Here is a 26,555-nt window from a genome sequence, read left to right as displayed (position 1 = left end):
CGGTTTCTGACGGCCCGTTAGATTTTATGGCCCGCCGGACGCGCGGACACAAGCCCCGGGGAGGCACCGGATGGCACTGCCCAAGGAGTTCCACGAGATCGCCGAGCGCGTGAACAACTGGGGGCGCTGGGGGGCGGACGACGAGATCGGGACGCTGAACCTCATCACCGACGAGGTCGTGCGCGAGGCCGCCGCCTGCGTGCGCACCGGCCGCCGCGTCCCGCTCGCCCTGCCGCTCAGACAGGACGGCGTGCAGACCGGGGTGATCCCGGGCCGGATCAACCCGCTGCACGCCATGGTGCAGCTCAACCAGGAACTCTTCGGCCCCGGCACGGTCGCGTGCAGCGACGACGCGGTGACGATGGGCCTGCAGGCGGGCACCCACTGGGACGCGCTCACCCACGTCTCGCACTCCGGGAAGCTCTACAACGGCCGCCCGGCGCACACGGTGACCGCGCACGGCGGCGCCGAGTTCAGCGGGATCGACACGGCGCGGCACATCGTCTCGCGCGGCGTGCTCCTGGACGTGGCACGCGCGCGTGGCGTGGACCGGCTGGAGGGGGGCCACGCGGTGACACCGGAGGACCTCGATGCGGCGGAGGAACTCGCGGGTACGCGCGTGCGCGCCGGTGACATCGTGCTCGTGCGCACGGGCCAGGTGCGGGTGTACCTCGCCGGGGACAGGCACGGGTACGGCCATCCGTCCCCGGGACTGTCCGTCCGCACCCCGGAGTGGTTCCACACGCGCGATGTCGCGGCGGTCGCGAACGACACGCTCACCTTTGAGGTCTTTCCGCCCGAGATCGACGATCTGTGGCTGCCCGTGCACGCGCTGGACCTGGTGGAGATGGGGATGCTCCAGGGGCAGAACTGGAATCTCGAAGAGTTGTCCACAGCCTGTGGACAAGCCGGGCGGTACGCCTTCCTGCTGTCGGCGATGCCGGAGCCGTTCGTCGGTGCGACGGGCACACCGGTGGCACCGGTGGCGATCCTGTGAGGTCCCGTCACCGGTTGAAAGGCCGGTGGAACCGGATGGCGGCGCGCCCCCCGACGGCGCGTCTCCCCCACGGCCGTGCGCACACGCCGCCATCCGATGCGACCCACACCCGGCGAGGACCACCGTCTTCGGGCCCTCGCCGTCCCCTCGCGGCGAATCGACGCCCACCAGCGTGTTCAGCCGGTCACCTGTCGTCAACGCCGGAACGGGGATTTGTCACATACGCACCATTCGCAGCCCCCGCGCACGGATGCACCCCCGGCGCACGCGGCACCGGGATCTACACCGCCTCGAAGGCCAGCCCCTCGTACGCGGACAGACCGCCCCCGTACACCAGCGCCGCGCCCTTCCGGGGCGGTTCCCCGTCCGAGGGTGAACAGCGGTCCAGTTCGCACCAGATGCTCTTGCCGCCACCCTCCGGGCTCCAGCCCCACCGGTCGGCGAGACAGTCCACGAGGGCGAGGCCCCGGCCACCGGTGGCGTCACTGCGGGCGCAGCGCGGCACGGGGGCGCGCGAGCTGGTGTCGGCCACCTCGACCCGCACCGTGGCCGACGGGGCGGACTCGGCGGGCCCGGCCGGCCCGGCCAGCAGCGAGAGCCGCAGCACGGCCGGACGGCCCGTGTGCACCACGGCGTTGGTCACCAGCTCGGAGACGAGCAGGACGAGGTTCTCGGCCAGCGGCTCGTCGACCGCTATCCCGAGCCCGGCGAGCCGGGAGCGCGCCCACCTCCTCGCCCGCCCCACCTCCGCGGGGTCGGGCCGGATCTCCAGCTGCACTTGAAGCACCTGCACCGCTCACACCATCCGAACCGGCGGACACATGACCCCGTATCGCCCGGCCGCCGCGGCGCGAGCCGCGACGACGATCACGACGAGGGCCACGATCGTAGCCATTTTCTGCATGGCCAGAACAACGGCCAGAGCGGGGATCACGGACCGTGATTCCCTTATGAGACAGCATGGTTGACGTACAGTCACCCCAACAAGCGCTTCGGGCATATTCCAGCGCGAAGGAGTACGCGTAGGGCATACTGTGCGACGCTCGGGCCGGGGAGTCGAACAGGCGGCGTCCGAAACGGAGTCCGGCCCCGCGACCGCCCCGCGAGCAGCGGCGCGCGCCACTCCGCCCGGCATCACCCCGGGGGTGTCGCCGGCCCGGCTCGCGCTCACAGCCACTCGCATCCCACACAAGGTACCGGAGCGGGCGCCCGACGACGGGCTGTTACGAGTCGCACGAGGAGCACAACAGCGCATCAACGCTCCGTGACGCAACCCCGCCACGATCCGCGACATCCTGGGCCATGGATTTTCGGGCGCCGCAGCCCAGAGCGGTGCCGCGCGATCAGCCCGGCAGCGCGGCGGCGAGCAGTTCCTCACTCTGCGTGCTCCCGCCGCCACGCTCGGCCCGCACCCAGGCCCGCTTCAGATGCAGGTGGACGTCCGCTTCCCAGGTGAAACCCATGCCGCCGTGCACCTGGAGGCAGTCGCGGGCGCCGCGTACGGCGGCCTCGTCGGCGAGCAGGCGGGCGGCGGCGACGTCGGCGGGATCGGCGGTGACGGCCGCCGCGTACACCGCCGCACGGGCGATCTCGGTGCGCGCCAGCAGGTCGGCGCACAGGTGCTGGACGGCCTGGAAGGAGCCGATCGGCCGCCCGAACTGCTCACGGGTCCGGGCGTGTTGCACGGCCAGCTCGCACACCCGTGCGGCTGTGCCCAGTTGTTCGGCCGCGGTGAGGAGGACGGCGAGGGTGCCGGTGGGTGGGCCGGTGAGGCGGTCGGGGAGGGGACCGGTAACGGGACCGGCGAGAGGACCGGTGAGGCGGTCGGGGAGAGGCGCGGTGAGCAGGGCGGCCGAGGCCGTGCCGGTGACCCGGTGCAGGGGGGTCAGCGGGTCCACCGAGCGCAGGGGCACAGCCCCCGACGCGTCCCCGAGCACGGTGTCCGCCGCCGCCAGCCACTCCACGACCGGCCCGTCCACGGCCGTCACCACCGTCTCCCCGGTGGCCGCCCCCGGCACGTCGGCGGCCGCCAGGTGCGTGGCGACCAGCGGGCCCGGCACGAGCGCCCGCCCCGCCTCCTCGAACGCCAGCGCCGCCTCGGGCAGGCCCAGCCCGACCCCGCCGGCCGGTTCGGGCAGGCGGAGGGCGAAGAAGCCGGCCTCGCCGAGCGCCCGCCACAGCCCGCGGTCCAGCCGCCCCGGCGCGTCCACGGCCGCCCGCAGCGCCTCCCGGCCGAAGCACCGGGCCAGCAGCTCCCGCACCCCCGCTCGCAACGCGCGCTGGTCGTCGGTGAGTTGGAAACGCACGCTCATCTCCCCCTGGGCAGGCCGAGGATCCGCTCGGCCACGATGGTGCGCTGGATCTGCGAGGTCCCGGCGGCGATGGTGTACGACAGGGACGACAGGCGGTCCAGGACCCACGGCCGGTCCAGGTCGAGGCAGTCCGGGCCGAGGACGTCGGCGGCGGTGTCGTACAGCTCCTGGCGGGCGTGCGAGTAGCGGAGCTTGAAGACCGAGGCGCCCGCGCCGGGCACGCCCCCGCTCGCCTCCGCCGCGCTGACGTTCCACTGGGTCAGCCGCCACAGCGCCCGGAACTCCGCATCCAGCCGGCCGAGGCGGCGGCGCAGCACGGGATCGTCCCAGCGGCCGTTCTCCCGTGCCGCGCGGGCGAGTTCGCCGAGCACCCGGCGGCAGGCCACCACCTCGCCGACGAACGCGGTGCCCCGCTCGAAGGACAGGGTCACCATGGTCACCCGCCAGCCGTCGTGCTCCGCGCCGACCCGGTTGGCCACCGGCACCCGGACCTCGTCCAGGAAGACCTCGGCGAACTCCGCGGACCCGGCGAGCGTGCGCAGCGGCCGTACGGTGACACCCTCGGCGGCCATGGGCAGCGCGAGCCAGGTGATGCCCCGGTGCTTCGGCGCGTCCGGGTCGGTACGCACCAGCAGTTCGCACCAGTCGGCGACCTCGGCGTGCGAGGTCCAGATCTTGGACCCGCTCACCACGTAGTCGTCGCCGTCCCGCCACGCGCGCGTGCGCAGCGCGGCGAGGTCGGAGCCGGCCCCCGGCTCGCTGAACCCCTGGCACCACACCTCCTCACCGCGCAGGATCGGCGGCAGCCAGCGCGCCCGCTGCCCTTCGGTGCCCTCGGCGGCGATGGTCGGCCCGGCGTGCAGCAGGCCCACGAAGTTCGCCCCCACGTAGGGCGCCCCGGCGCGCTCGGTCTCCTCCAGGAAGATCAGCCGGGTGGTCGGGGAGGCGCCCCAGTGGACGTCGGCGTACCCGGCGTCGTACAGCATGCGCTGCCAGCCGAGGTCGTACGCCCGGCGCGCGGGCCAGTCGCCGGGCGGCGGCTTCGCCGGGAGCGCGGGCAGGACCTTCGCGAGCCACTCCCGCAGCCGGGCCCGGAAGTCCTCCTCCTCCCGTGTGTACGAGAGGTCCATCACCTGTCGAGGTCCAGGCCGAGCATGCGGATGGCGTTGCCCCGCATCAGCTTGTGGACGGTCTCGTCGTCCAGCCCCTTCACATGGTCGAGGGCGACCTCCTTGGTGTGCGGGAAGGTCGAGTCGACGTGCGGGTAGTCGGTCTCGAAGGTGGCGTTGTCGCGGCCGACGACGTCGATCGAGGCGACGCCGTGCCGGTCGCGGAAGAAACAGCAGAAGATCTGCCGGTAGTAGTACGTCGACGGCGGCTCTGGGACCAGGTCCCTGACCCCGCCCCAGGCCCGGTGCTCCTCCCACACGTCGTCGGCGCGCTCCAGGGCGTACGGGATCCAGCCCATCTGCCCCTCGGAGTACGCGAGGAGGAGGCGCGGGAAGCGGACCAGGACCCCGCTGAAGAGGTAGTCCATCATCGAGGCCATCGCGTTGTTGAAGCTGAGCGAGGCCTGCACGGCGGGCGGGGCGTCCGGGGAGGCGGCGGGCATCTGCGAGCTGCTGCCGATGTGCAGGTTGACGACCGTGCCGGTCTCCTCGCAGACGGCGAAGAACGGGTCCCAGTAGCCGGAGTGGATGGACGGCAGCCCGAGGTGGGTCGGGATCTCGGAGAAGGTCACGGCCCGCACCCCGCGCCCGGCGTTGCGCCGGATCTCGGCGACGGCCAGTTCCACGTCCCACAGCGGGATCAGGCACAGCGGGATCAGCCGCCCCCCGCTGTCCCCGCACCACTCCTCCACCATCCAGTCGTTGTAGGCGCGCACGCACGCGAGGGCGACCTCCTTGTCGTGCGCCTCGGCGAAGGTCTGCCCGCAAAAGCGCGGGAAGGTCGGGAAGCAGAGGCTGGCCTCGACGTGGTTGAGATCCATGTCGGCCAGCCGCGCCGCGGGATCCCAGCACCCGCGCCGCATCTGCTCGCGCGTGATCCCCTCCAGGGTCATCTCGTCCCGGTCGAAGCCGACGGCGGCGATGTTGCGCTTGTACGGGAACTTCAGGTCCTCGTAGATCCACCAGTCCGTCGGCTGCCCCGCCGGGTCCATGGTGATCTGGTACTTCCCGCCGACGTAGGCCAGTTCGCCGATCCCGGCGGTCAGCGGCTTCGGCCCCCGGTCCCGGTACTTGGCGGGCAGCCAGGTCTCGAAGAGGTGGGCGGGCTCGATCACGTGGTCGTCGACGCTGATGATGCGGGGCAGTTCGGTCATGGTTTCCCCTCCGCGTTCTGAGCCGCCGGGCAGTACTTATCTGATGACCCGTCAGTTAGCATGACATCTGACGAGCCGTCAGCCAAGTCACTCACGGCCAGGGGGCACCACGCCATGGACGAGACCCCGCACACCCTGAGTTGCGCGCCCACGCTGTGGGACCTGGTCGTCCGCCGGGCTCGCCTCACGCCCGCCCGGCCGGTCCTCCTCCAGGGCGAGCGCCGGCTCACCTTCGGCGACCTGCGCACGCGCGCCGAACGGATCGCGGCGGGCCTGTACGGCATGGGGATCCGCCCCGGCACGGTGGTCGCCTGGCAGCTGCCCACCCGCGTCGAGACCGCGCTGCTGTCCCTCGCGCTGGCCCGCCTGGGCGCCGTACAGTCCCCGGTCATCCCCTTCTACCGGGACCGGGAGGTCGGCTTCGCGCTGCGCGCGTCGAGGGCGGAGTTCTTCGCGGTGCCGGGCCTGTGGCGGGGGCACGACCACACGCAGATGGCGCGCGGGCTCGGCGCGAAGGGGGTCTTCGAGGCGTACCACGACGACGCCCTGCCCGACGGCGACCCGTCCGTCCTGCCCGCCCCGCCCGCCGAGGGCACCTCGGTCCGCTGGATCTACTGGACCTCGGGCACCACCTCCGACCCCAAGGGCGTGCTGCACACCGACCGCTCCCTGATCGCCGGCGGCGCCTGCCTCGCCCACACCCTGCGCCTGGCACCGGACGACATCGGCTCGATCGCCTTCCCCTACGCCCACATCGGCGGCCTCGACTACCTGGTGATGCTGCTGCTGTACGGTTTCCCGGCGGTGATGTTCGAGCACTTCGCGCTGCCGGACGCGCTCGCGGAGTACCGGCGGCACGGGGTGACGGTGGCGGGCGGCTCGACGGCGTTCTACTCGCTCTTCCTCGCCGAGCAGCGCAGACAGCCGCCGGGGACGAGGCTGATCCCCTCCCTGCGCCTGCTCGCGGGCGGTGGCGCCCCGAAACCGCCGGAGGTCTATCACGCGGTCGTCCGCGAGCTGGGCGTGCAGCTCACGCACGGGTACGGCATGACCGAGGTCCCGATGATCACCATGGGCGACCCGGAGGACACCCCGGACCACCTGGCCACGACCGAGGGCCGCCCTCCCGAGGGCATGGAGATCCGGATCGTCGACGGCGAGATACGGCTGCGCGGGGAGGCCGTCTGCCAGGGCTACCTGGACCCCGCCCAGACCGCCGCCGCCTTCGACACGGACGGCTTCCTGCGCACCGGTGACCTCGGCCATGTCACAGCCTCGGGCCACCTGGTCCTCACCGGCCGCCGCAAGGACGTCATCATCCGCAAGGGCGAGAACATCTCCGCCAAGGAGATCGAGGACCTGCTGGCCGCGCATCCGGCCGTGGCGGACGCGGCGGTGATCGGCCTGCCGGACGCCGACCGGGGCGAAGTGGTCTGCGCGGTCGTGGAACAGCCGCCGGGCGCCGCCGCGTTGACGCTGGCGGACCTCGTCGCCCACCTGCGCTCCGCGGGACTCTCCGTCCACAAACTGCCGGAGCGGCTGGAGGTGGTGGAGGAACTGCCGCGGGGCGAGACGCTGCGCAAGGTGCTGAAGTACAGGCTGAGGGAGCGGTTCTCGTGACGCGTCCGCGGCCGCCGCACGTCACATCCGGCTCAACGCCGCCGTCGCGAACAGCACGTCCCTGATGGCCTGGCGGTCGCCCTTCCGGCCCACGGCCGCCTCCTCCGGGGGGATGTGGCCCGCGGCGAGACGGCAGAACTCCACGCCGTCCAGGGCGACGTGGGCCACCTCGAACTCGGCGGATCCCACCGCTGCCGGGGAGTCCAGCGGGATGAACCAGTCGCCGCCCGCCGCGCCCTCGATCTCCAGGCGGAGGCTGCGGCCGGGGGTGCCTGCCGCGACCAGGTGCGGGGTGTCGCCCGGCGCGGAGCGGCCCGTGCGGCGGCGCTCGGCGAGCGCGGCCGGGAGCATGCGGACCGCGAGGCCGATCATCCTGTTCAGGTGGCGGGGCGCGGGCGGGTCGTAGGGGTAGTCGACGGCGTCGGCGATGTCCTCCGCGTGCACCCAGCACTCGAAGGCGCGGTCCAGCATCGCGTCGTGCAGCGGCAGGGTGAAGTCGCCGTAGGACACCGGGAGTCCGCCCGCGTGGCCGCCGGTGAAGGACACGGTGCGCACCAGGCTGTGGCTCTGCTCCCGCCAGGGGCCGCGCACGGAGCGGGTCGGCGGGAAGTGGGAGGCCCGCCAGTAGGCCTCGGTGCGGCCCGCCGGGCCCTGTGCGTCGACGCCCTGCGCGCCGGTGACCTCGGCGTGGGGGTCCTCCAGGCCGAGCGCGAGCGCGACCAGGGCGTCCACCGACAGCAGGTGCGCGATCACGCCCGCCACGGTCGTACGACGGCTCGTCGGGGCGTCGCCCTCGAACCAGCGCAGGCGCACGGGCGCGTGCCACTCGGCGTCCCCGAAGTCCTGCAGCAGGGCGTCCAGACGCGCGGCCTCGGCGTCGTACGGCGCCGCCCACTCCGGAAGCGGGATGCGGGGCGGGCGGCGCTCCAGGCAGTTCTCCAGGACACGGGTGCGCAGCCCCGGATCCAGGTCCAGGCTCTCGGGCTGGTGCAGCAGGCCGACCGCCTCGCGCAGCCGGCGGGCCTCGTCGGCGCAGCCTCCGCAGGAGCCCAGGTGCTCCTCGACGGCCGCCGTCTCCGCCGCCGAACAGGCGGCCAGCGCCCAGGCGCCGAGAAGCGACTTCAGGACGTCGTGCGGCAGGTCGAGCGGCACGGGCGGAAGGTCTCCCAGGTCGGCGAGTTCGGGCAGCGGCCGCCCGTCGTCCTCCACGGACGCGCGGGGCGTCGGTATGCGCGGCCGGCCCGGCCCGGGCGCGCCGGAGCCGGGTGGCGGCCGGCCCGGGCCTCCCCCGTCACGCCCGCCGGGGCGACCCGCCTGCCCACCGGTGCGGCCGAAGCCGCCGCCCTCCTGACGTCCGCTCTCACCACGCTCCTCGTACGGCCGCCCCTCGGGGCCCTCGTGCTCGTCGTGCGCCTCGAACCGGCCCGCGTCCCTCACACCGCACCCCCGTATCCGGGAGTCGCCCCGGCGTCGTGGGCGGTGGAGAGCAGTTGCAGGCCGAGGCGGAGCCGGCGGCGGGCCTCGTCCTCCGTGACGCCGAGGTCGGCGGCGGTCTGGCGGTAGTCCCGGCGCTGGAAGTAGGCCAGTTCGAGCGCGGCGCGCAGCGGGGCGGGCATGGAGTGGGCGATGAAGTCTGCGCGGGCGGCGACGGAGGCGCGGCGCACGGTGCGCTCCAACTCCTCGGTGCCGCCGGCCTCCCGGGGCAGCGCGGCGGTCTCGCCGTCGCGCAGCCGCTGCACCGCGAGCCGGTGGGTCACCCCGGCCACCCAGGAACGCAGCGGGCCCTGCTTGGGGTCGTAGGACTCCGGGTGCTCCCAGACGTGGGCGAAGACCTCGCGGGTGACGGTGTCGGCGGCCTTCTCGTCGGCGAGGACGCGGTGGGCGAGGCTGTGCACCAGGGAGGCGAACCTGTCGTACAGCTCGCCCAGGGCGGCCGCCTCACCGCGGGCGAGCCGCTGCTGCATCTTGCGGTCCCAGCGGGGCGGTACGTCCCTGTTGGCCATGCGGTCCCCTCCCCTCGCCCGTGCTCCGGCCCGTACAGCGTCGCTGCGCCGTCTTCTCGAATGTAGTCGGCACCTCTGACAGCGCACGCCCCTTTGTGTCAATGTGCGCCCCCGGGGGCGTCGCAGGTGATAGTGCCCTCTTCACATAACCTTCACTCGTGGCGCGTGCATCTCGCATACATCTCTGATCGAACGCGATCGATAGTGACCGAAACAAGCCCCTTGTCGATCACGTCCGGTTTGTTGCGCGACGTTTCAGGGAACGGCCGCTGGGCAGCCGCGCGGAAGCAAGCGTAGGAACTGCTTCCGTTTGTCAGGCGGTACCGGCAGTTCCGGGAGTTCCGGCGAGCGGAGGGGCATGGCCGTGGCATTCAACGTGACCGGCGTCGAAGAGGGCGAGTGGGCCGTTCTGACGGTGTCCGGGGAACTGGACCTGATGACCTCGCCGGTGCTGCGCCAGCGGGTGCACGACGCCGTGGCCGAGGGGCACCACAGCCTCGTCGTCGACCTCTCCGACGTCTTCTTCTGCGACTCCAGCGGGGTCGGCGTCCTCATCGCCGCCCGGCGCCTCATCCGCTCCTGCCAGGGCCGCCTGCGGCTGATCCTGCCGGACCACGGCGCGGATGGGGTCACCTCCCGCGCGAGCGAAGCCGGGCGTGGGGGAGGCTCCCACGTCAACCGGGTCCTCGGCGCGCTCGGGGTGCGCCGGCTGTTCGACGTCCGGCCCGACCTGGACTCCGCCACGACCGACGAGCCGGACCCGCTGTCGGCCTGACACCGCCCCGGCCTCACCTGCCGCGATCTTCGCGACACGTTCACCGCCGCGTCGCGACATTCCCCCGGTCTTGGCACAACCGCCGTTTTCCCGCCACCTTCCGGCCACCCGCGTCGTACGCTCCGAGCGAGATCGACCCACGCACACGTAAGGCGGCCCGAACAGACATGGTCAGCACCGAGTACGAGCGCAGGATCGCCGCCCGGTTCGCCGGCTTCGACCAGGACGGCAACGGCTGGATCGACCGCGCGGACTTCAACGCCGCGGCCAAGGCGCTCCTCGCCGAGTTCGCCGTGCCCGCCCGCTCCGCGAAGGGACAGGCGCTCTACGCCGGTGCGGAGGCGTTCTGGCAGGGCATGGCCGGCATCGCGGACCGGGACGGCGACCAGCGCATCACCCGCGAGGAGTTCGTCACCGGCGCGGTCAAGCGCCTGCGCGACACCCCCGCCCGCTTCGCCGAGATCGCCCGGCCCTTCCTGCACGCGGCACTGGCCGTGGCGGACGAGGACGGCGACGGCCGCGTCACGGTCACGGACACGGCGCGGGTGCTGGCGGCCCTGCACGTACCGGAGGCCGTGGCCACGGCGACCGCCGCCGCCCTCGACTCGGACGGCGACGGCATGATCGGCGAGGCGGAGATCGTCCCGGCGTTCGCGCAGTACTTCACCATCGCCGAGTGAGCCGCGCGACGAACCGCCGGGCCCCCGGGCCCTAGGCGAAGACGACCGTCCGGCGGCCGTTGAGCAGGATCCGCCGCTCCGCGTGCCACTTGACCGCGCGCGCCAGGGCCTGGCACTCCACGTCGCGTCCGATGGCGACCAGCTGGTCGGGGGTGACGTCGTGCCCCACCCGCTCGACCTCCTGCTCGATGATCGGGCCCTCGTCGAGGTCGGCCGTCACGTAGTGGGCCGTGGCGCCGATCAGCTTCACGCCGCGCGCGTGCGCCTGGTGGTACGGCTTCGCGCCCTTGAAACTCGGCAGGAAGGAGTGGTGGATGTTGATGATCCGGCCGCTGAGCTGCTTGCACAGGTCGTCCGAGAGGACCTGCATGTAGCGGGCGAGGACGACCAGCTCGACGCCCTCCTCGCGGACGATGTCCAGCAGCTTGCCCTCGGCCTGCGACTTCGTGTCCCTCGTCACCGGGATGTGGTGGAAGGGGATGTTGTAGGAGCCCACCAGCTCCTCGAAGTCCGTGTGATTGGACACCACACCCACGATCTCCACGGGCAGCGCGCCGATCCGGGCCCGGAAGAGCAGGTCGTTCAGGCAGTGCCCGAACTTGCTGACCATGAGCAGGATGCGCATCTTCGCGTCGGCCCGGTTGATCTGCCAGTCCATGTGGAAGGAGTCGCCGATCGCCGCGAAGCTCGCCCGCAGCTTCTCCACCGTCACCGGCTCCTCGGCCGAGAAGTGGACGCGCATGAAGAACAGACCGGTGTCGTGGTCGCCGAACTGCTGGCTGTCCTCGATGTTGCAGCCGGTCATGAAGAGGTAGCTGGACACGGCGTGCACGATGCCCTGCTTGTCCGGGCAGGAGAGAGTGAGGACGTACTGGGCCGACGGGGCGGCGACGGGCGCGGACTGCTCATTCATGCACCACAGGGTCTCATGTCGGCCGCCCGCCGTGGGCGGACGTCCCGCAGGGCGGGACGCCCCGGGGCGCCGTTACGCGCTCCGCGTCAGGATGCGCAGCACTTCCAGCGTCTTCGGCGGCGCGTCCGGGTCCTCGTCGTCGCTCACCGACATCCGCACGTGCGCGTCCCGCGCCGCCCGCACGGCCTCCGGCCAGCCCTGGTGCTCGAGGTACGCGGCGACCGGCGCGTCCGGGCCGACCTGGTGCATGATCCGCAGCACCCGCAGCACGGCGGTGTCCACGAGGGCCGCCTCCTGGGAGTCCCGGAATATGGTGCCGACGTACTTCTCCGCGGACCAGTTGTCCAGCCAGGTGTCCTCCACCAGCCGGTACACCGCGTCGGTGACGTCGCCGTACCCGTCCACGCCGGCCAGCCAGACATCCCGCTGGAACACCGGGTCGGAGAGCATGTGCAGGGCCGAGCGCACGTTGCTGCGCCAGCGCCACCACGGCATGTCGCTTAGAGGCATGCCGCCCATGGTGGAGGAGCGACGGCCGCGACGGGAAGAGTTCTCCGTACCTTGCACGGTCATCGATCGTACGTTCCTCCCCACAGGGGTCCCACCGGCCCCCGTAATTCACCTCAAAGTCACCTCGCATTGACTCAGGGTCACTCGCCGGTTAGTCGTGTGAGGGAATCGTGCGTGTCCATGACCGGCAGGCGACGCATCCTTCGTACGTTCCCCCACTCGCCCCTCCGCCCCGGCAGAGCCACCGCCCTGTCCGCGGGCGCCGTGGCCCTTTGCGCGTCGCTCACCGCCGGATGCGGGGTCATCCCAGGTGCCACGGGGGGCTCCGGGGATGACCCGATCAAGGTCATGACCTGGGCGCCGGAGAACACCGACGCCACCAACAAGCCCGGCATGCCCGCGATGGCCGTGGCCTACGGCAAGTGGATCAACTCCCACGGCGGCATCGACGGCCGCAAGCTGGAGATCCTGACCTGCAACGACCACAACGACAGCGTGGCCGCCGCCCAGTGCGCACGGCAGGCCGCCGACGAGAACGTCGTCGCGGTCGTCGGCTCCTACAGCCAGTTCGGCGACTCCTTCCTCTCCCCGCTGGAGAGCGCCGGCATCCCCTACATCGGCGGCTACGGCGTCACCAGCGACGAGTTCACCGGCCAGATGTCGTACCCGGTCAACGGCGGCCAGCCCGCCCTGCTCGCCGGGCTCGGCCGGGCCCTCGCGGGCAGCTGCGGAAACGTCGCCCTGGTCCGCCCCGACAGCATCGCCGGGGACGAACTGCCCCCGCTGCTGAACTCGGGTCTGAAGGCGGGCGGGCACGCGAACGCGGACGACGAGCTGGCCGCCGAGGACGCCACCGAGTACAGCTCCCAGTCCGACCGGGCCCTGCGCCAGGCGACCCGGGACACGGTGCACAAGGGCTGCGTGGTGCCCGCGCTCGGGGACCGCACGGACACCTTCATGGACTCCTTCCGCCGCACCCGCGCCGACTACCCCGGCGTACGCCTCGCGACCGTCCTCGGCAGCGTCGACCAGACGGTGATCAACGCCACGGGCGGGGCGTCCGGCCCGTACGAGGGGTCGTACATCACCAGCTGGTACCCGCCGGCGACCGACGCGCGCTGGGACCTGATGAAGAAGGTGATCGACGAGGAGGCCTTCGGCGACAACCGCATCGACCCCGCGGACGCCGGAGTGCAGACCACCTGGATCGCCTACACCGTCCTGAAGGCCGTACTGGAGAAGATCGGCTCCGGCGACGTGACCGCCGACACCGTGCGCCGCACCCTCAACAGCGGCCTGCACGTCTCCACCGGCGGCCTGACCCCCACCCTGAGCTGGCCCTACGAGGGCAAGCTCGCCGCCGTCGGCTACCCGCGGCTGGTCAACGCGAGCGTCACCCTGGACGTCGTGGACAACGGCCGGCTGGTCGCGGCCCGCGGCGGCATCGGCGGCATCAACGGCACCGCCGACATGACGCAGACGCTGGAGAACGCCGACGTGCGCTGACCCCGCCGGCACCGCGGCCGGTGCGGGTGCCGGCGGTCGTCCCGGTCAGAGCTGGGTGGGCTGGCGCTGGGTGAGGCCGTACTTCTGGGCGATCGCGTTCCACAGGCCCGCCGCCTTCTGCTTCTGCTCGCTGGCGGTACCGCTCGCCCGGTTGCCGGCCTGGGCCTGCCCGGTGACCTTGGCGTGGCCCTTGCGGCAGCCCTTGTGGTCGCCCTTGACCTGGTCGGCCCAGGCCGCGTAGTGGTTGTCGGCGGCGGCGGAGGCCTGCCAGGCCTTGGTCAGGGCGTCGGTGAGCGCGGCGTTGTCCGGGAGCTTGTCCACGGACAGCTTGCCGAGCCGGGTGACCAGGTCGGCCCGCTGCTTGGCGGCGTCCCGCAGGTTGGAGGCGGCGCCGTCGAGGTTGGCGCACCCCTTGACGTCGGCCACCGCATTGATCACCGAGGCGCGGCTGCTGCCGCTGTCGGCGAGCAGCTTGTCCAGCTCGACGGCCTGCTGCCGGGCGGGGTCGGCGCCGGGTGCGGAGGAGCCCTGGCCCGCGACCGGGGAAGCGGCGGCCACCGTCTTGTCGTCGGTGCTCTTGCTGCCGCCGCCGTCACTGAGGAGCGCGCCCGCGCCCACGCCGATGACGACGATGCCGACACCGATGCCCGCGATCAGCGGCACCCGCGACCTGCGCCGGGGTCGGTCATCGTCGTACGCCGGGGGGTACGCCGGTTGCTGCGCGCCGTACGACGGCTGCGCCGGGGCATGCGTCTGCGCCGGGGCGGGCGTCTGCCCCGGGGTGTGCGCCTGCGGCCGGCCGTGGGGCGCCTGTGCCTGGGCCGGGCCGGGGTAGGCGCCGGGCTGCTCGACGAGGGGCAGCTGCTGGGTGGAGCCGGCCGAGCCGTCGGCACCCCCCGGACCGCTGCGGAAGAGGTTGTCGAACTCGGCCGGCGGCTGCCGGTCCGCGCCCTGCGCAGCCCCCGGCGCCTGGGCCTGGGCGGCGTACGGCGGGATGTACTGGGTGGCCTCCGCGTCGGACGACGCGGGCGCGGGTGCCGGCTGCTGCGGCGTGATGCCGAGGTAGCGGGTCTCCTCACCGTTCGACTCGGGCGGCAGCGCGCCCGGGGTCACCGGCGGTATGTACTGCGTCGCCCCGTCGGCCGACGCGGCCTGCACGGGCGGTATGTACTGCGTGGCGCCCTCGTCGGCCGGGGCGGGGGCCGCCGGGACCGGCGGGATGTACTGCGTCGCCCCGTCGGCCGCCGCGGCCTGCACGGGCGGTATGTACTGCGTGGCGCCGTCGGCCGCCGGGGGCAGCGCGGCGCCGGCGGCCGGGCGCGCGGCGGGCACGGCGGGCGGCAGCGGCGCCGCACCGGTCGGCGCGGCTGCCTGCGGATAGGCCGGTTGCTGCTGGTGGGGAGGCTGGTACGGCCCGGGTGCGCCGTAGGCGCCGCTCTGGCCGCCGTACGACGGGGCCGGGGCGCCCTCGGGCGGCAGGGGGCCGGGGTTCGCCGCGGGCGGGCGGCCGGCCGGGGTGTCCCACTGCTGGGCCGGCGCGGGGGGCCAGCCCTGGCCGGGCTGGGACGGCTGGTGCTCGGGCCCCCAGGAACCGTCCCAGGCCTGCCCGCCGGACGGAGCGGCGGGAGCGGGCGTGCCGGTCATGCCCGGCAGCACGGGCTCGCCTCCGTCGGAGGGCAGCACGATGCCTTCGCGCGCGTTCCGCGCCGAGGGCTCCTCGCGTTGTCCACTCTGCGTCACCAGGGACTCCTACTATTGGGGGACCTTGTGAATCGTCGGGTCACGCTACCGGGTCCCCCGAGCCGGGTGCCATGCAGCTCAGTAGGCGACCTCCGTCCCTGTGAGAGTGGTAACAAAACCGCCCCGCGATGCGCTGTACGAGGGGACTCGGAGGGGAGTCGTCACACACGAGGCCCCGTTTCCCGTGCGTTCACCACATCGCGAGGGCGGTGTTCAGCCGGTGCGGCTCAGGCGGCCTGCTGCAGGTCGAGGCGCGCCCCGAACTCCCTTACCACCGCCTCCTCCCGGAAGGGCTCCAGCCGCTGCTGGAGATCCTCCAGATACTCGGCGCCCCGGTTGGAGCGCAGCGTCTCCAGCAGTTCCACGGCCTTCAGGCCGGTGGTGCAGGCCTGTTCGACCTCGCGCTGCTGCACCTGGGCCGTGGCGAGCAGCACGTAGCCGATGGCGCGCCGGCGGGCCCGGGACTCGGGATGCCCGGCCAGCGACTGCTCGGCGTACCGGGCCGCCTGCTCGGGCTGGCCGAGGTCGCGGTGGCAGTGCGCCAACTCGTCGGCCAGGTAGGCCTCGTCGAAGTGCCGGATCCACGCCGGGTCGTCCCCGGAGGCGTCGTCGGCCTGCTCCATCGCCGCGACCGCCCGTCCGGTGGCCGCCTGGGCCGCGCGCGCGTCGCCGAGCAGGGCGTGTCCGCGTGCCTCGGCGGCGTGGAACATCGCCTCCACGCGCGGCGTCGCATGCCCGCGCGCGCCCTCCTGCGCCGCCCGCGCCAACTGTGCGATCTCGCGCGGGTTGCCGAGCTGTGCGGCGAGGTGGCTCATGGACGCGGCGAGCACGTAGCCGCCGTAGCCGCGGTCCCCGGCGGCCTGGGCGAGCCGCAGCGACTGGATGTAGTACCGCTGGGCGAGGCCCGGTTGGCCGGTGTCCACCGCCATGTAGCCGGCCAGCTCGGTCAACCGGGCGACGGATGCGAAGAGTTCCCGCCCGACCGCCTCCCGGTAGGAGCCCGCGAGCAGCCCGGAGACGACGCTGTTGAGGTAGTGCACGACGACCGGCCGGACATGGCCGCTGCCGAACTGGTGGTCCAGGTCGGTCAGCGCCTGGGTCATGGACCGCACGGCGGCCACGTCGGCCTGGCCCACGCGCGGGCCCGCCTGCCGGGCCACCTGGGCGTCCGGCGCCGAGATCAGCCAGTCGCGGCTGGGCTCGACGAGGGCGGAGGCGGCGACGGAGGAGCCGGACAGGAAGTCCCGGCGCCCCACGTCGCTGCGCCACAGCTCGCAGACCTGCTCGATGGCCCCCAGTACCGTCGGCGAGAACTGGAGACCGACCCCCGAGGCGAGGTTCTTGCCGTTGGCCATGCCGATCTCGTCGATCGTGACCGTACGGCCGAGCTTGCGCCCGAGCGCCTCCGCGATGATCGCGGGGGCCCGGCCCCGCGGCTGCTGGCCGCGCAGCCAGCGGGCCACGGACGTCTTGTCGTAGCGCAGGTCGAGTCCGTGCTCGGCGCCGCACATGTTGACCCGCCGGGCCAGCCCGGCGTTCGAGCACCCCGCTTCCTGGATGAGTGCCTGCAGCCGTTCGTTGGGCTGCCTCGCCACGAGAGGCCTTGCGGCCATGTACGTACCCCCTGAGGTGCGTTGCGGTCTCCTGACGCGCTCCGTTGCGATCCCCTGAGCAAAGATCCGGCCGAGTCGGTCCGTTCGGGAAGATCACTGCCCAGCTGACATACCGTCAATGCGCGACATGTGTGGTTTGCCGGGGTAAAGACGGATGCCAACCCCCCACCTGGCTACCCCCCTCACGCCCTGCTTCCTCCTACGCGCCCCCGGACGTGCATCCGTGCGCCCCGACTGCGGAATCGATGCTCCGCCCCCGCGCGCGCTACGGCCGTAACTCCAGGTGGGCGCGGGAGTTGAGTGGGGCGTGGAAGAGACGATCGCGGGCGCCCAGAACAGTCAGATTGCCGGCCAGATTCCGCAGCAGCGCGGGGAATCGCTGCTGGAGACCGCCGTACGCTACGCCGAGGAGCGGCACTGGGACGTCGTCCCGGGCACCTGGCTGGAAGCCGCCGACGGGATGCAGCACTGCTCGTGCGGCGACGCCTCCTGCCCTGCGCCGGGTGCGCACCCCGCGCGCCCCGACTGGGCGACCCAGGCGACCGGCAGCGCGACCGTCGCGCGCCGGATGTGGCAGAAGCAGCCGACCGCGTCGGTCCTGCTGCCGACGGGACGGACCTTCGACGCGCTCTCGGTCCCGGAGACGGCCGGGTTCCTGGCGCTGGCCCGGATGGAGCGGATGAAGCTGACGCTGGGACCGGTGGCGCTGACGCCGGACCGGCGGATGCAGTTCTTCGTGCTGCCGGGCGGCTGCGCGAAGGTGCCGGAGCTGGTGCGCAAGCTGGGCTGGTCGCCGTCGTCCCTGGACCTGGTGGCGCTGGGCGAGGGGTCCTACGTCGCCGCTCCCCCCACCCGTTTCGGCTCCCGCGGCGCCGTGCAGTGGGCCTGCCGGCCGACGCCCGCGAATCGCTGGCTGCCGGACGTGGAGGAGTTGATCTCGCCGCTGGCGTATGCGTGCGGGAGGGATCGGTAGCCGCTGGAACAGCGTCCCCGCGCCACGCACCGGCGTTCAAACGTCCGGCAGGGAATCGAGAAACGGCAGCACCGCCGCCCGCCAAGCCGCCGGCCGGTCGTAGTGGGCGAGGTGACCCGCGTCCGCCACCTCCGCGTACCGCCCTCGCGGCAGCACGCGGACCATCTCCTGCGCCTCCGCCCGGCCCAGCTCGCCGTCGAGGCCCCGGACGACCAGTGTGGGGCAGCGGACCTGGGCCAGCTCCTCCCAGTGCGCGTCGTACACCCAGGTCTCGCGGGATCCGAGCATCTGCTCAGGTTCGAAGACGGGGCGCCAGCCGTCGGCGGACTCGTGCATGACCTCGGCGTAGAACGCGCCGCGCGCGGGGTTCGGGCGCTCCGCCCAGGGGTCGTCCTCGCCGAACCAGGTGCGGACGTCGGCGAGCGTGGCGAAGGGCACGGGCCACGAGCGGAACCACTCGGCCCACTCGCGCTGCGAGGCCGCGCCGAGCGCGGAGGCCCGCATGTCGCAGATGATCAGGCCCCGCACCAGGTCGGGGCGTTTCGCGGCGAGCTGCCAGGCGGTCAGCGCGCCCATGGCGTGGCCGATGAGGACGGCGGGGGCGAGGCCGAGCTGTTCGAGGGCGGCCTCGGCGTCCTCGACGTAGGCCTCGCGGGTGTAGGCGGCCTGCGCGGGCTTGTCGCTCTGACCGTGGCCGCGCTGGTCGAGCGCGACCGCGCGGTACCGGGCGGCGAGCCAGCGGGCGGTCGAGGCCCAGTGGGAGGCGCGGCCCATCAGCCCGTGGAGCAACAGCACGCCCGGGGCGCCGGGCGGCACGTCCCTGCCGTCGGCTCGCGCGCCCGTCCGGCCGTCCGCCCCCTCCGGGTCCGCCTTGGGCGGGTCGGCGAACTCCCAGGCGGCCAGTCGCACACCGCCCGCTCCCGTCACGTCGATACGCCGTGCCATGGGCCTGGCACCCCCAGCTCCGCCTGCCTCGTACCGGTGTACTGCCGTACTCGCTCGTACTCGCCGCTGTCGCTGTCGTGCTCGTGGTGCTGGTCGCACCGCCGCAGATTATCGAATACCTATTCGAAAAATCCGTCTCGGCGGACAACACCCCTCATTTGAGTGACATCCCCGTAGGAATGATCGTCGCCGCCCAGGGGATCTTTCTGGCGGGAGGCGGACCGCTCGGGGAAAAACGGTCCGAAGGGGATGACCCTGAGAGCTCGGGGCTCCGGGTCAGCACAGGGGAGGACAGGCCCCGGCGTCGCAGGACGCCGGGGCCTTCGTCTGTCAGCGCTTGGCGACGAACACATGGGAGGCGACGTCCGCCTCCAGCTCGGCCGCCTCCCCGCCGCTGCCCACCAGCACACCGCCGGGCGACTCCGTCACGCTCACCACGGAGCCGGGCTGCACGCCCGCGCGCCGCAGCGTGTACATGAGCTGCGCGTCCGTCTGGATGGGCTCGCCGATGCGGCGGACGACGACCGTCTTGCCGTCCGCGCCCGCGTCGAGGTCGGCCAGCGAGACCATGCCCTCGTCCAGGAACGGGTTGGCGCCGTCCTTCTCGCCCAGCTCCTCCAGGCCCGGGATCGGGTTGCCGTACGGCGACTCGGTCGGGTGCCGCAGCAGCTCCAGCACGCGGCGCTCCACCGCCTCGCTCATCACGTGCTCCCAGCGGCAGGCCTCCGCGTGGACCTGCTCCCACTCCAGGCCGATCACGTCGACGAGGAGACACTCGGCCAGCCGGTGCTTGCGCATCACGCGCGTGGCCAGCCTTCTGCCCTCGTCGGTCAGCTCCAGGTGGCGGTCGCTGGCCACCGAGACGAGGCCGTCGCGCTCCATGCGCGCCACCGTCTGGCTCACCGTCGGCCCACTCTGGTCGAGCCGCTCCGCGATGCGGGCGCGCATGGGCACGACGCCTTCCTCCTCGAGTTCGAGGATGGTGCGGAGATACATCTCCGTGGTGTCGATCAAACCGGACATACGTGCCCCTCGATTACCTCTGCCGGTACCTCTGCCCGAAGCCCGGCGCGTGCGCTGGCCCTGCATCAATTCTGCCGGATCCCGCTGACAAGCGGGGGGCGCCGGGAAAACGCGGGACCACCCCCTTCGGGGCGCTCCGCCCCGGCCGTATTGACAGGGCTCTGGTCCAGACCGCACGGTGATCCGCGACACAGACGCTGCGAAGGGGCACCGCATGAGCGACGGCACGCCTGCCGACCTGTTCTTCGACGCCGCCATCGACCTGCTGCGCCGGGTCCGCGAGGAGGAGGCCGAGTCGATCAGGGCCGCCGGCACGCTGCTCGCCGACACCGTCGCGGCCGGTGGGCGCCTGTTCGCCTTCGGCGCCGGGCACTCCTCGCTGGCCGCCCAGGACGTCGTCTACCGGGCCGGCGGTCTGGCCCTGATGAACCTGCTCGCCGTACCCGGCGTCGTCGGCGTGGACGTCACCCCGGCCACCCTCGGCTCCGCCCTCGAACGCGTCGACGGCCTCGCGGGCGCCGTCCTCGACACCTCCCCCGTCCGGGCCGGTGACGCCCTGGTGATCATCTCCCTGTCCGGGCGCAACGCGCTGCCCGTGGAGATGGCCCTGGGCGCCCGCGCCCTCGGGGTGAAGGTCATCGGCGTGACGTCGGTCGCGTACGCGGCCGGGACGACGTCGCGGCACGTCTCGGGCACCTTCCTGAAGGACCACTGCGATCTCGTCCTCGACTCGAAGATCGCGGTCGGCGACGCGGAACTCACCCTGGACACCATCCCGGCCCCCTTCGCCCCCGCCTCCACGGTGGTCACCACCGCCCTGATGCAGGCCGTCATGGCGACCACGGCCGCGGCCCTCGCCGAGCGCGGCATCGAGCCCCCGCTGCTGCGCTCGGGCAACGTGGACGGCGGCCACGAGTGGAACGGCCGGGTGATGCGGGAGTACGGCGACCGGATCTTCTACCGGCGCTGAGCCCCGCCCCCCGTGGCGCCCCCCGGTGTGTCCTGCCCGGCGCGGGCCGTGTCGGCCAGGTCCAGCGCGGCCGCTATGCGGACGGCCACGTCCTCGGCGTAGACCGTGTCGGCGCGCTCGAAGCGGGGGCGGCCGGAGCCGCGCAGGAAGGTCACGACGCCGAGCGTGCGGCCCCGGCTGCGCAGCACCGCGCACAGGGCGTGCACCGCGTCGTCGGGCCACTGCCGGGCCAGGGCCCACTGCCGCGCCAGCTCCGCCGGGACCGACCCGGCGTCCGCGCGCACGCAGCCGGCCCGCTCCACGCACTGCACCGCCGGATGCCCTGCGGCGTAGCACACGGGGAGTCCCGCCGCGCCGGTGAGCACGCTCGGGCCCGGCGCCCCGGCGGGCGTCGCGGCGAGCCGCACCAGTCGTACGGCGCCTTCCCGGCCGTCGTCCCCTCCGCTGTCCGCCTCGGCGTGCGGCGCGTGTGCCAGGCGGTCGATCAGGGCGTGGTCGGCGAAGCCGGCGAGCGCGAAGTCCAGGTGGACGGTGGCCGCCTCGGCCGGGTCCTCGCACTCGGCGGCGGCGCGGGCCGCGCGGTGCAGCTGGTTGGAGCGGAAGCGCAGCAGGGAGGCCTCCTGCTCGCCCTGCTTGGTCTCCGTGACGTCCTGGAACAGCCAGCCCACGCCGAGCGGGACGGGCTCCTCCGCGAGCGGCGAGGCCAGCCGGACGAAACCGCTGCGCCAGCAGCGGCGCCGCTCGCCCTCGGGGGTGCGCGGGCTCACCCACATCTCGGCGGGCGCGGGCGGCGCGCCCTCGGCGAGGACGTGGGTGAGCGCGGCCTCCAGTTCCTCCGCGCCCTGCGCGAGCAGTTCGCCGAGGGGCCTGCCGAGCGCGGACGTACGCCCGATGCCGAGCGCGCGGGCCGCGTGCGCGTTGACGACGGCCGGGCGCAGGTCGGCGTCGATGAGGACGACGCCCCACGCCGCGTTCTCGAACAGGGCTTCGCTCAGCGCGATCGACCGCTCCAGGTCGATCTGCGCGTGCACCTCGCTGAAGGCGCAGTACAGCCCGGCGGGCTTGCCGTCGGGGCCGCGTACGGCAGCGGACTGCGTGCGCACCAGCACCCGTCCGCCGTCCTTCGTGACCAGCGCGAACTCGTGCACCTGCCGGCCCTGCGCGTGCATGGCCGACATCAGCCGGGACTGGACCTCCTCGGCGTCGGCGCTGCGCACCGCCCAGCCGGCGAACCCGTGCCGCCCGACCGCCTCGGCGGCCGTCCAGCCGAGGATCCGCTCCGCCTCCCGGTTCCAGTGCGTGACGACCCCGTCGGCGTCGAAGGCGCACAGCGCCGCGTCCATGCCGTCGAGCAGCGCGGCGAGCAGATCGGACCCTCCGGACTCGCCGGGATCTCCGGAGTCGCCGGGCTCGTCCGGCTCGTCCGGCCCCAGCTCATCGGTGGTCCCACTCCGCCGGGAAGCACTCACCTGGACCCCCTGCAGCCTGCGTCGGCACCCGTACGGCGCGCGGTTCGCTCACTGGCCCTCATTCAACTGGAACGTGACACACCCCACATCCTGTTCCCGCAAACTCCCCGAGTTTCAACCCGCGCTCCACCGCAGGTCCACCCACTCGTCGCGCTCCCCGTCGAGCACATACCGCTCGACCTCCACGAACCCCCGCCGCACGGCGAACCGCAGCCCGTCCCCGTTCGCCGCCAGCACACACGTCTCGATCCCGGCCGCCCCCAGCACGCGCGCGTGGGCGAGCCCGTCCTCGTACAGGGCCGTCCCGAACCCCCGTCGGCGGAAACCGGGCAGCACGCGCGCGATGACGGTCGCCGCCCCCGTCCGCGCGGCCGGCGGTCGCACGGTGGAGCAGCCGACGAGCACGTCCCCGAGGTAGGCGTTGCGCATCCGGTACCGCTCCCGCCGCTCCCGCGCCTCGGCCAGGGACATCGCGGCCGGCGGGACGATCACGTTGTGGACGTGCCGCCACTGTTCGAGCATCCCGTCGTCGGCGACGGGGAGGATGCTCAGTCCCCCGCTGAGTCCTGTCATGGGCGGGACAGTAACGAAAAAAAGGGGTTGAGCGGCTTCCGTCGGTTTCTTAAGGTGTGGAGCACACGAGAAGGGAGGTGGTTCGGCAGATGTATGAATACCGGACGCGTGAGGTGGCTGCGGGCTAGCGGCCCGTCACCACGCTCTGTGCGGTGCCGGACCAGCGTGCGATACGAGCACGCAGCCGGCCAATCCCAAGCAGTCACCCGACCCGCGGGCTGCCGGTACGTCCGGCCGGCTCCTCCCTGGAGGAACCCAGCCCGCGGGTCGTCTGCGTTTCGCCCCGGTGGACGGTCAGGGGCTGAGCCGCTCCACCGCCCAGCTGCCGTCCGGCCGCAAGACGTAGCGCAGGCGGTCGTGGAGGCGGTTCTCGCGGCCCTGCCAGAACTCGACCGTCTCGGGGGCGACGCGAAAGCCGCCCCAGTGCGGCGGGACCGGTACCTGTTCGTCCTCGGGGTAGCGCGCCTGCAGGTCCGCGTAGGCGGCGTCCAGCTCGGCGCGGGAGGCGATCACCGCGGACTGGGCGCTGGCCCAGGCGCCGAGCTGCGAGCCGTGCGGGCGGGTGCGGAAGTACGCGGCGGTCTCGTCGCGGCCGGTGCGGCGGGCGGTGCCGGTGACGATCACCTGGCGGGCGAGCGGGTGCCAGGGGAACAGCAGCGAGACGTGCGGGTTCTCGGCGAGGTCGCGGGCCTTGCGGGAGTCGTAGTTGGTGTAGAAGACGAAGCCGTCGGTGTCGTACCGCTTCATCAGGACCGTGCGGGAGCTGGGGCGGCCCGCGGCGTCCGCCGTGGAGACGACCATCGCGTTGGGCTCGTAGAGCGTGCCGTGCAGGGCCGCGCGGGCGGCGTCCTCGAACCAGCGGGTGAACTGGTCCATGGGGTGGGCGGCGAGGTCATGCTCGTCGAGGCCGTCGATCCGGTACTGCTTGCGCATGGCGGCGGGATCGAGGGCGGGGTCCAGGGAGTCCAGGAGGGGGTCGCGGTCGGTCACGCGGTCATCTTGCCGTACCCGCCCGATCCACCGTCGCGGTATCTCGAACAGTCATGGCACTGAGTGTCGTTCGGACTCCCGCTCCCTGGCACCGAGGGATATCGTGCTGCTTCCCCGCGGTTGGGTGACCTGCCGATCCGGGCATCACCGGGGTGACCACCGCCCGACACATCACGAGGAGCCGCCTGATGTCCGATTTCGTACCCGGACTCGAGGGAGTCGTCGCGTTCGAGACGGAGATCGCCGAGCCGGACAAGGAGGGCGGCGCCCTGCGCTACCGGGGCGTCGACATCGAGGACCTGGTCGGGCACGTCTCGTTCGGGAACGTGTGGGGGCTGCTGGTCGACGGCGCCTTCAACCCCGGCCTGCCGCCCGCCGAGCCGTTCCCGATCCCGGTGCACTCCGGTGACATCCGCGTGGACGTGCAGTCGGCACTGGCCATGCTCGCGCCGGTGTGGGGTCTGAAGCCGCTGCTCGACATCGACGAGCGGCAGGCGCGGGACGATCTCGCGCGGGCCGCCGTGATGGCGCTGTCGTACGTCGCCCAGTCCGCGCGCGGGCAGTCGCGGCCGATGGTGCCGCAGCGGGAGATCGACAAGGCGCGGTCCGTGGTCGAGCGGTTCATGATCCGCTGGCGGGGCGAGCCGGACCCGAAGCACGTCGCGGCCGTCGACGCCTACTGGACCTCCGCCGCCGAGCACGGCATGAACGCCTCCACCTTCACCGCGCGGGTGATCGCCTCGACCGGAGCGGACGTCGCCGCCGCGCTGTCGGGGGCGGTGGGCGCCATGTCCGGGCCGCTGCACGGCGGCGCGCCGTCCCGGGTGCTCGGGATGATCGAGGAGATCGAGCGCACCGGGGACGCGGAGGGGTACGTGCGCCGGGCCCTGGACCGGGGTGAGCGACTCATGGGCTTCGGGCACCGGGTGTACCGGGCCGAGGACCCCCGCGCGCGCGTACTGCGGCGCACCGCACGGGAGTTGGGGGCGCCGCGGTTCGAGGTGGCGGAGGCGCTGGAGAAGGCCGCGCTGGAGGAACTGCACAACCGGCGGCCGGACCGGGTGCTCGCCACCAATGTGGAGTTCTGGGCGGCGATCACGCTGGACTTCGCCGAGGTGCCGGCGCACATGTTCACGTCGATGTTCACGTGCGCCCGCACCGCAGGCTGGTCGGCGCACATCCTCGAGCAGAAGCGGACGGGGCGGCTGGTGCGGCCGTCGGCGAGGTACGTGGGGCCGGGGGCGCGCAGTCCGCGGGACATCGAGGGTTACGCGGACATCGCCCGCTGAGAGGCGTGCTCGGGGCGCGTGGGCGGCCTGCGCCCCGCGCCCCCGAACCCGTTCACGCCGCCGGTGCCGGCAACTCCGCGTGGTGCCGCTCGGCCACCAGCGGGTGCGCCCGCAGCTTGCCCTTCAACTCGTTGTAGCCGTACTCGGCGTACAGCGGGTTGGCGGGGTCGGTGGTGACGCCGGGGGCCGCCGGCGCGTGCGGGAAGGGCAGCGGGGATATCCGGGCGTCCAGGCGGGGGTTGTAGAAGAAGGGCACCGAGAAGCGTTCCGTCGCTCCGGGCGGGCTGACCACGCGGTGGTTGGTGGCCAGCAGATAGCCGTCGGTCGCCACCTCCAGCAGTTCGCCCAGGTTGACCACGAAGGCGCCCTCGACGGGCGGCACGTCGTGGAAGAGGCCGTCCTCGCGCTGGACCTGCAGGCCGCCGACCGTGTCCTGCAGGAGCAGGGTCAGGAAGCCGTAGTCCTTGTGGGCGCCGACGCCCTGGTCGGTGCCGTCGCCCGCGCTGCCGGGGTAGCGGACGAGCTTGAGGTGCGGATGGGCGTGCTCGCCGAAGACCGGGTCGTAGAAGCCGGCCGGTGCGCCGATCGACGTCAGCAGTTCGCGCAGGAGGCGGTCCGCGACCGCGCTCAGCCTGTCGATCCAGGCCAGCGCGGCGGTGCGCAGCTCGGGCAGGGCGGCCGGCCACTGGTTGGGGCCCTGGAGCCACCAGTACGGCGGCTCGCCGGGGCCCGGGACGCGGGCGGGGCGCTCGGCGCCGATGTCGAGCTGGTCGCGCCAGTCGCGGGCGCCGGCGGTGCGTTCGTCGCCGGTGCGCGTATAGCCGCGGAAGTGCGGGGAGTTGACGTTGTCGAGGGCGAGCCGGTCGGCCTCCGGGAGGGCGAAGAAGGCGCGCATGGCGGTGAGCAGCGCGTCGGTCTCGGCCCGGGTGACGCCGTGTCCGACGAGCTGGAAGAAGCCGACGTCGTGCGCGGCGCTGTGCAGCTGGGCGTGGAGCAGGGCACGGGCCTGGGGGCCGCGGTCGGCGGCCGACAGGTCGATGATCGGGAGCTGGTCGAACGACGGGGTCGCCGCCTGGCTGTGCGAGGTCATGGTGCGTCCGCAGGGTGTACGGGGCACGGGTGGCCGCCGAGGGTGAGGCGGCCCCCGGTGCCGGAAAAGGGAAGGAAGGAGATGAACGCAGGGGGCTGGTCAGGCGCGGTGGCGCGGACAGCCCATGCTCGTGACGCGCACGTAGTCCACGTGGCGGCGGCGGACGAGCATCGGAGGCATGCGGCAAGGGTACTGCGCGCCGCCGGATACGGATGTGGCCCGCCTCACCGGCCTGTGCGCC

General features: G+C 73.1%; 24 protein-coding genes. 8 read left to right on the top strand and 16 right to left on the bottom strand.

The features are described from left to right. Nucleotides 1-70 precede the first annotated feature (70 nt). On the top strand, nucleotides 71-997 hold the full coding sequence (locus tag ACZ60X_RS28175; RefSeq protein ID WP_469604078.1) for a cyclase family protein: 927 nt from the start codon (nucleotides 71-73) through the stop codon (nucleotides 995-997). Between the two features lie 280 nt (nucleotides 998-1,277). Here ACZ60X_RS28175 and ACZ60X_RS28170 read toward each other — a convergent pair whose 3' ends face one another. From ACZ60X_RS28170 to ACZ60X_RS28155, 4 genes are all read right to left on the bottom strand, one after another. Continuing rightward, nucleotides 1,278-1,790, bottom strand: coding sequence for an ATP-binding protein (locus ACZ60X_RS28170; RefSeq protein ID WP_469604075.1), 513 nt, complete (start codon nucleotides 1,788-1,790; stop codon nucleotides 1,278-1,280). 550 nt (nucleotides 1,791-2,340) lie between these two features. Then, nucleotides 2,341-3,303: an acyl-CoA dehydrogenase family protein gene (locus ACZ60X_RS28165; RefSeq protein ID WP_469604349.1), complete on the bottom strand. Its 963-nt coding sequence runs from the start codon at nucleotides 3,301-3,303 to the stop codon at nucleotides 2,341-2,343. Between the two features lie 2 nt (nucleotides 3,304-3,305). Next, on the bottom strand, nucleotides 3,306-4,439 hold the full coding sequence (locus ACZ60X_RS28160) for an acyl-CoA dehydrogenase family protein (protein WP_469604073.1): 1,134 nt from the start codon (nucleotides 4,437-4,439) through the stop codon (nucleotides 3,306-3,308). Continuing rightward, complete coding sequence (locus tag ACZ60X_RS28155) at nucleotides 4,439-5,632, bottom strand: amidohydrolase family protein (protein ID WP_469604070.1); 1,194 nt, start codon at nucleotides 5,630-5,632, stop codon at nucleotides 4,439-4,441. The genes ACZ60X_RS28160 and ACZ60X_RS28155 overlap by 1 nt, the downstream gene beginning before the upstream one ends. Nucleotides 5,633-5,746: 114 nt before the next feature. Between ACZ60X_RS28155 and ACZ60X_RS28150 the strand changes: the two genes are divergently transcribed. Further along, nucleotides 5,747-7,252 (top strand): class I adenylate-forming enzyme family protein, encoded by a 1,506-nt coding sequence (locus ACZ60X_RS28150; RefSeq protein ID WP_469604067.1) that lies wholly within the window; start codon nucleotides 5,747-5,749, stop codon nucleotides 7,250-7,252. A gap of 21 nt (nucleotides 7,253-7,273) precedes the next feature. Here the strand turns inward: ACZ60X_RS28150 and ACZ60X_RS28145 are convergent, their stop codons facing one another. Then, nucleotides 7,274-8,689 carry a zf-HC2 domain-containing protein gene (locus tag ACZ60X_RS28145; RefSeq protein ID WP_469604064.1) on the bottom strand — a complete coding sequence of 472 codons (1,416 nt, stop codon included), beginning with the start codon at nucleotides 8,687-8,689 and terminating at the stop codon, nucleotides 7,274-7,276. Further along, nucleotides 8,686-9,255 carry a sigma-70 family RNA polymerase sigma factor gene (locus ACZ60X_RS28140; RefSeq protein WP_469604061.1) on the bottom strand — a complete coding sequence of 190 codons (570 nt, stop codon included), beginning with the start codon at nucleotides 9,253-9,255 and terminating at the stop codon, nucleotides 8,686-8,688. Before ACZ60X_RS28140 ends, ACZ60X_RS28145 begins: the two co-directional genes overlap by 4 nt. Nucleotides 9,256-9,613: 358 nt before the next feature. Between ACZ60X_RS28140 and ACZ60X_RS28135 the strand changes: the two genes are divergently transcribed. Next, entirely contained in the window at nucleotides 9,614-10,030 is a 417-nt protein-coding gene (locus tag ACZ60X_RS28135) for an STAS domain-containing protein (RefSeq protein ID WP_469604059.1), read from the top strand. Between the two features lie 167 nt (nucleotides 10,031-10,197). Next, nucleotides 10,198-10,710, top strand: coding sequence for an EF-hand domain-containing protein (locus tag ACZ60X_RS28130; RefSeq protein ID WP_469604056.1), 513 nt, complete (start codon nucleotides 10,198-10,200; stop codon nucleotides 10,708-10,710). A 31-nt stretch (nucleotides 10,711-10,741) separates the two neighbouring features. On the opposite strand, the gene purU is transcribed toward ACZ60X_RS28130, so the two are convergent. Further along, nucleotides 10,742-11,623 carry a formyltetrahydrofolate deformylase gene (purU, locus tag ACZ60X_RS28125; protein WP_469604054.1) on the bottom strand — a complete coding sequence of 294 codons (882 nt, stop codon included), beginning with the start codon at nucleotides 11,621-11,623 and terminating at the stop codon, nucleotides 10,742-10,744. Nucleotides 11,624-11,695: 72 nt separating this feature from the next. Next, complete coding sequence (locus tag ACZ60X_RS28120; protein WP_469604051.1) at nucleotides 11,696-12,196, bottom strand: SCO4402 family protein; 501 nt, start codon at nucleotides 12,194-12,196, stop codon at nucleotides 11,696-11,698. A 117-nt stretch (nucleotides 12,197-12,313) separates the two neighbouring features. Here ACZ60X_RS28120 and ACZ60X_RS28115 point away from each other — a divergent pair, with 117 nt between their 5' ends. Further along, nucleotides 12,314-13,639 (top strand): ABC transporter substrate-binding protein, encoded by a 1,326-nt coding sequence (locus tag ACZ60X_RS28115; RefSeq protein ID WP_469604048.1) that lies wholly within the window; start codon nucleotides 12,314-12,316, stop codon nucleotides 13,637-13,639. A gap of 45 nt (nucleotides 13,640-13,684) precedes the next feature. On the opposite strand, the gene ACZ60X_RS28110 is transcribed toward ACZ60X_RS28115, so the two are convergent. After that, complete coding sequence (locus ACZ60X_RS28110) at nucleotides 13,685-15,379, bottom strand: hypothetical protein (RefSeq protein WP_469604045.1); 1,695 nt, start codon at nucleotides 15,377-15,379, stop codon at nucleotides 13,685-13,687. Nucleotides 15,380-15,606: 227 nt separating this feature from the next. Beyond that, nucleotides 15,607-16,992 carry a transcriptional regulator gene (locus ACZ60X_RS28105; protein WP_469604042.1) on the bottom strand — a complete coding sequence of 462 codons (1,386 nt, stop codon included), beginning with the start codon at nucleotides 16,990-16,992 and terminating at the stop codon, nucleotides 15,607-15,609. 307 nt (nucleotides 16,993-17,299) lie between these two features. Between ACZ60X_RS28105 and ACZ60X_RS28100 the strand changes: the two genes are divergently transcribed. Further along, complete coding sequence (locus ACZ60X_RS28100) at nucleotides 17,300-17,965, top strand: bifunctional DNA primase/polymerase (protein WP_469604039.1); 666 nt, start codon at nucleotides 17,300-17,302, stop codon at nucleotides 17,963-17,965. A 36-nt stretch (nucleotides 17,966-18,001) separates the two neighbouring features. Here ACZ60X_RS28100 and ACZ60X_RS28095 read toward each other — a convergent pair whose 3' ends face one another. Together ACZ60X_RS28095 and ACZ60X_RS28090 are read right to left on the bottom strand one after the other, a co-directional pair. Beyond that, nucleotides 18,002-18,910 (bottom strand): alpha/beta fold hydrolase, encoded by a 909-nt coding sequence (locus ACZ60X_RS28095; RefSeq protein WP_469604037.1) that lies wholly within the window; start codon nucleotides 18,908-18,910, stop codon nucleotides 18,002-18,004. 330 nt (nucleotides 18,911-19,240) lie between these two features. Beyond that, complete coding sequence (locus ACZ60X_RS28090) at nucleotides 19,241-19,933, bottom strand: metal-dependent transcriptional regulator (RefSeq protein WP_469604032.1); 693 nt, start codon at nucleotides 19,931-19,933, stop codon at nucleotides 19,241-19,243. 214 nt (nucleotides 19,934-20,147) lie between these two features. Between ACZ60X_RS28090 and ACZ60X_RS28085 the strand changes: the two genes are divergently transcribed. Continuing rightward, the gene (locus ACZ60X_RS28085) at nucleotides 20,148-20,903 is read left to right on the top strand and encodes an SIS domain-containing protein (RefSeq protein ID WP_469604030.1); all 756 of its coding nucleotides are present in this window, start codon (nucleotides 20,148-20,150) and stop codon (nucleotides 20,901-20,903) included. Here ACZ60X_RS28085 and ACZ60X_RS28080 read toward each other — a convergent pair. The 3 genes from ACZ60X_RS28080 to pdxH form a co-directional block, all read right to left on the bottom strand. After that, nucleotides 20,891-22,372, bottom strand: coding sequence for a PAS domain-containing protein (locus ACZ60X_RS28080; RefSeq protein WP_469604027.1), 1,482 nt, complete (start codon nucleotides 22,370-22,372; stop codon nucleotides 20,891-20,893). The two genes, ACZ60X_RS28085 and ACZ60X_RS28080, sit on opposite strands and share 13 nt — an antisense overlap. A 114-nt stretch (nucleotides 22,373-22,486) precedes the next feature. Beyond that, the gene (locus ACZ60X_RS28075) at nucleotides 22,487-22,945 is read right to left on the bottom strand and encodes a GNAT family N-acetyltransferase (protein WP_469604024.1); all 459 of its coding nucleotides are present in this window, start codon (nucleotides 22,943-22,945) and stop codon (nucleotides 22,487-22,489) included. Nucleotides 22,946-23,239: 294 nt separating this feature from the next. Then, on the bottom strand, nucleotides 23,240-23,935 hold the full coding sequence (pdxH, locus tag ACZ60X_RS28070) for a pyridoxamine 5'-phosphate oxidase (protein WP_469604021.1): 696 nt from the start codon (nucleotides 23,933-23,935) through the stop codon (nucleotides 23,240-23,242). Between the two features lie 188 nt (nucleotides 23,936-24,123). Here pdxH and ACZ60X_RS28065 point away from each other — a divergent pair, with 188 nt between their 5' ends. Beyond that, nucleotides 24,124-25,224, top strand: a complete 1,101-nt coding sequence (locus tag ACZ60X_RS28065; RefSeq protein ID WP_469604018.1) for a citrate synthase 2 — start codon at nucleotides 24,124-24,126, stop codon at nucleotides 25,222-25,224. A 52-nt stretch (nucleotides 25,225-25,276) separates the two neighbouring features. Here ACZ60X_RS28065 and ACZ60X_RS28060 read toward each other — a convergent pair whose 3' ends face one another. Further along, complete coding sequence (locus ACZ60X_RS28060; protein ID WP_469604014.1) at nucleotides 25,277-26,314, bottom strand: isopenicillin N synthase family dioxygenase; 1,038 nt, start codon at nucleotides 26,312-26,314, stop codon at nucleotides 25,277-25,279. Between the last annotated feature and the right edge of the window lie 241 nt (nucleotides 26,315-26,555).

This window comes from Streptomyces sp. NPDC104106 (assembly GCF_055584345.1).
Note: the sequence above shows the minus strand (reverse complement) of the source record. Positions and strands in the feature narration are given on the sequence as shown.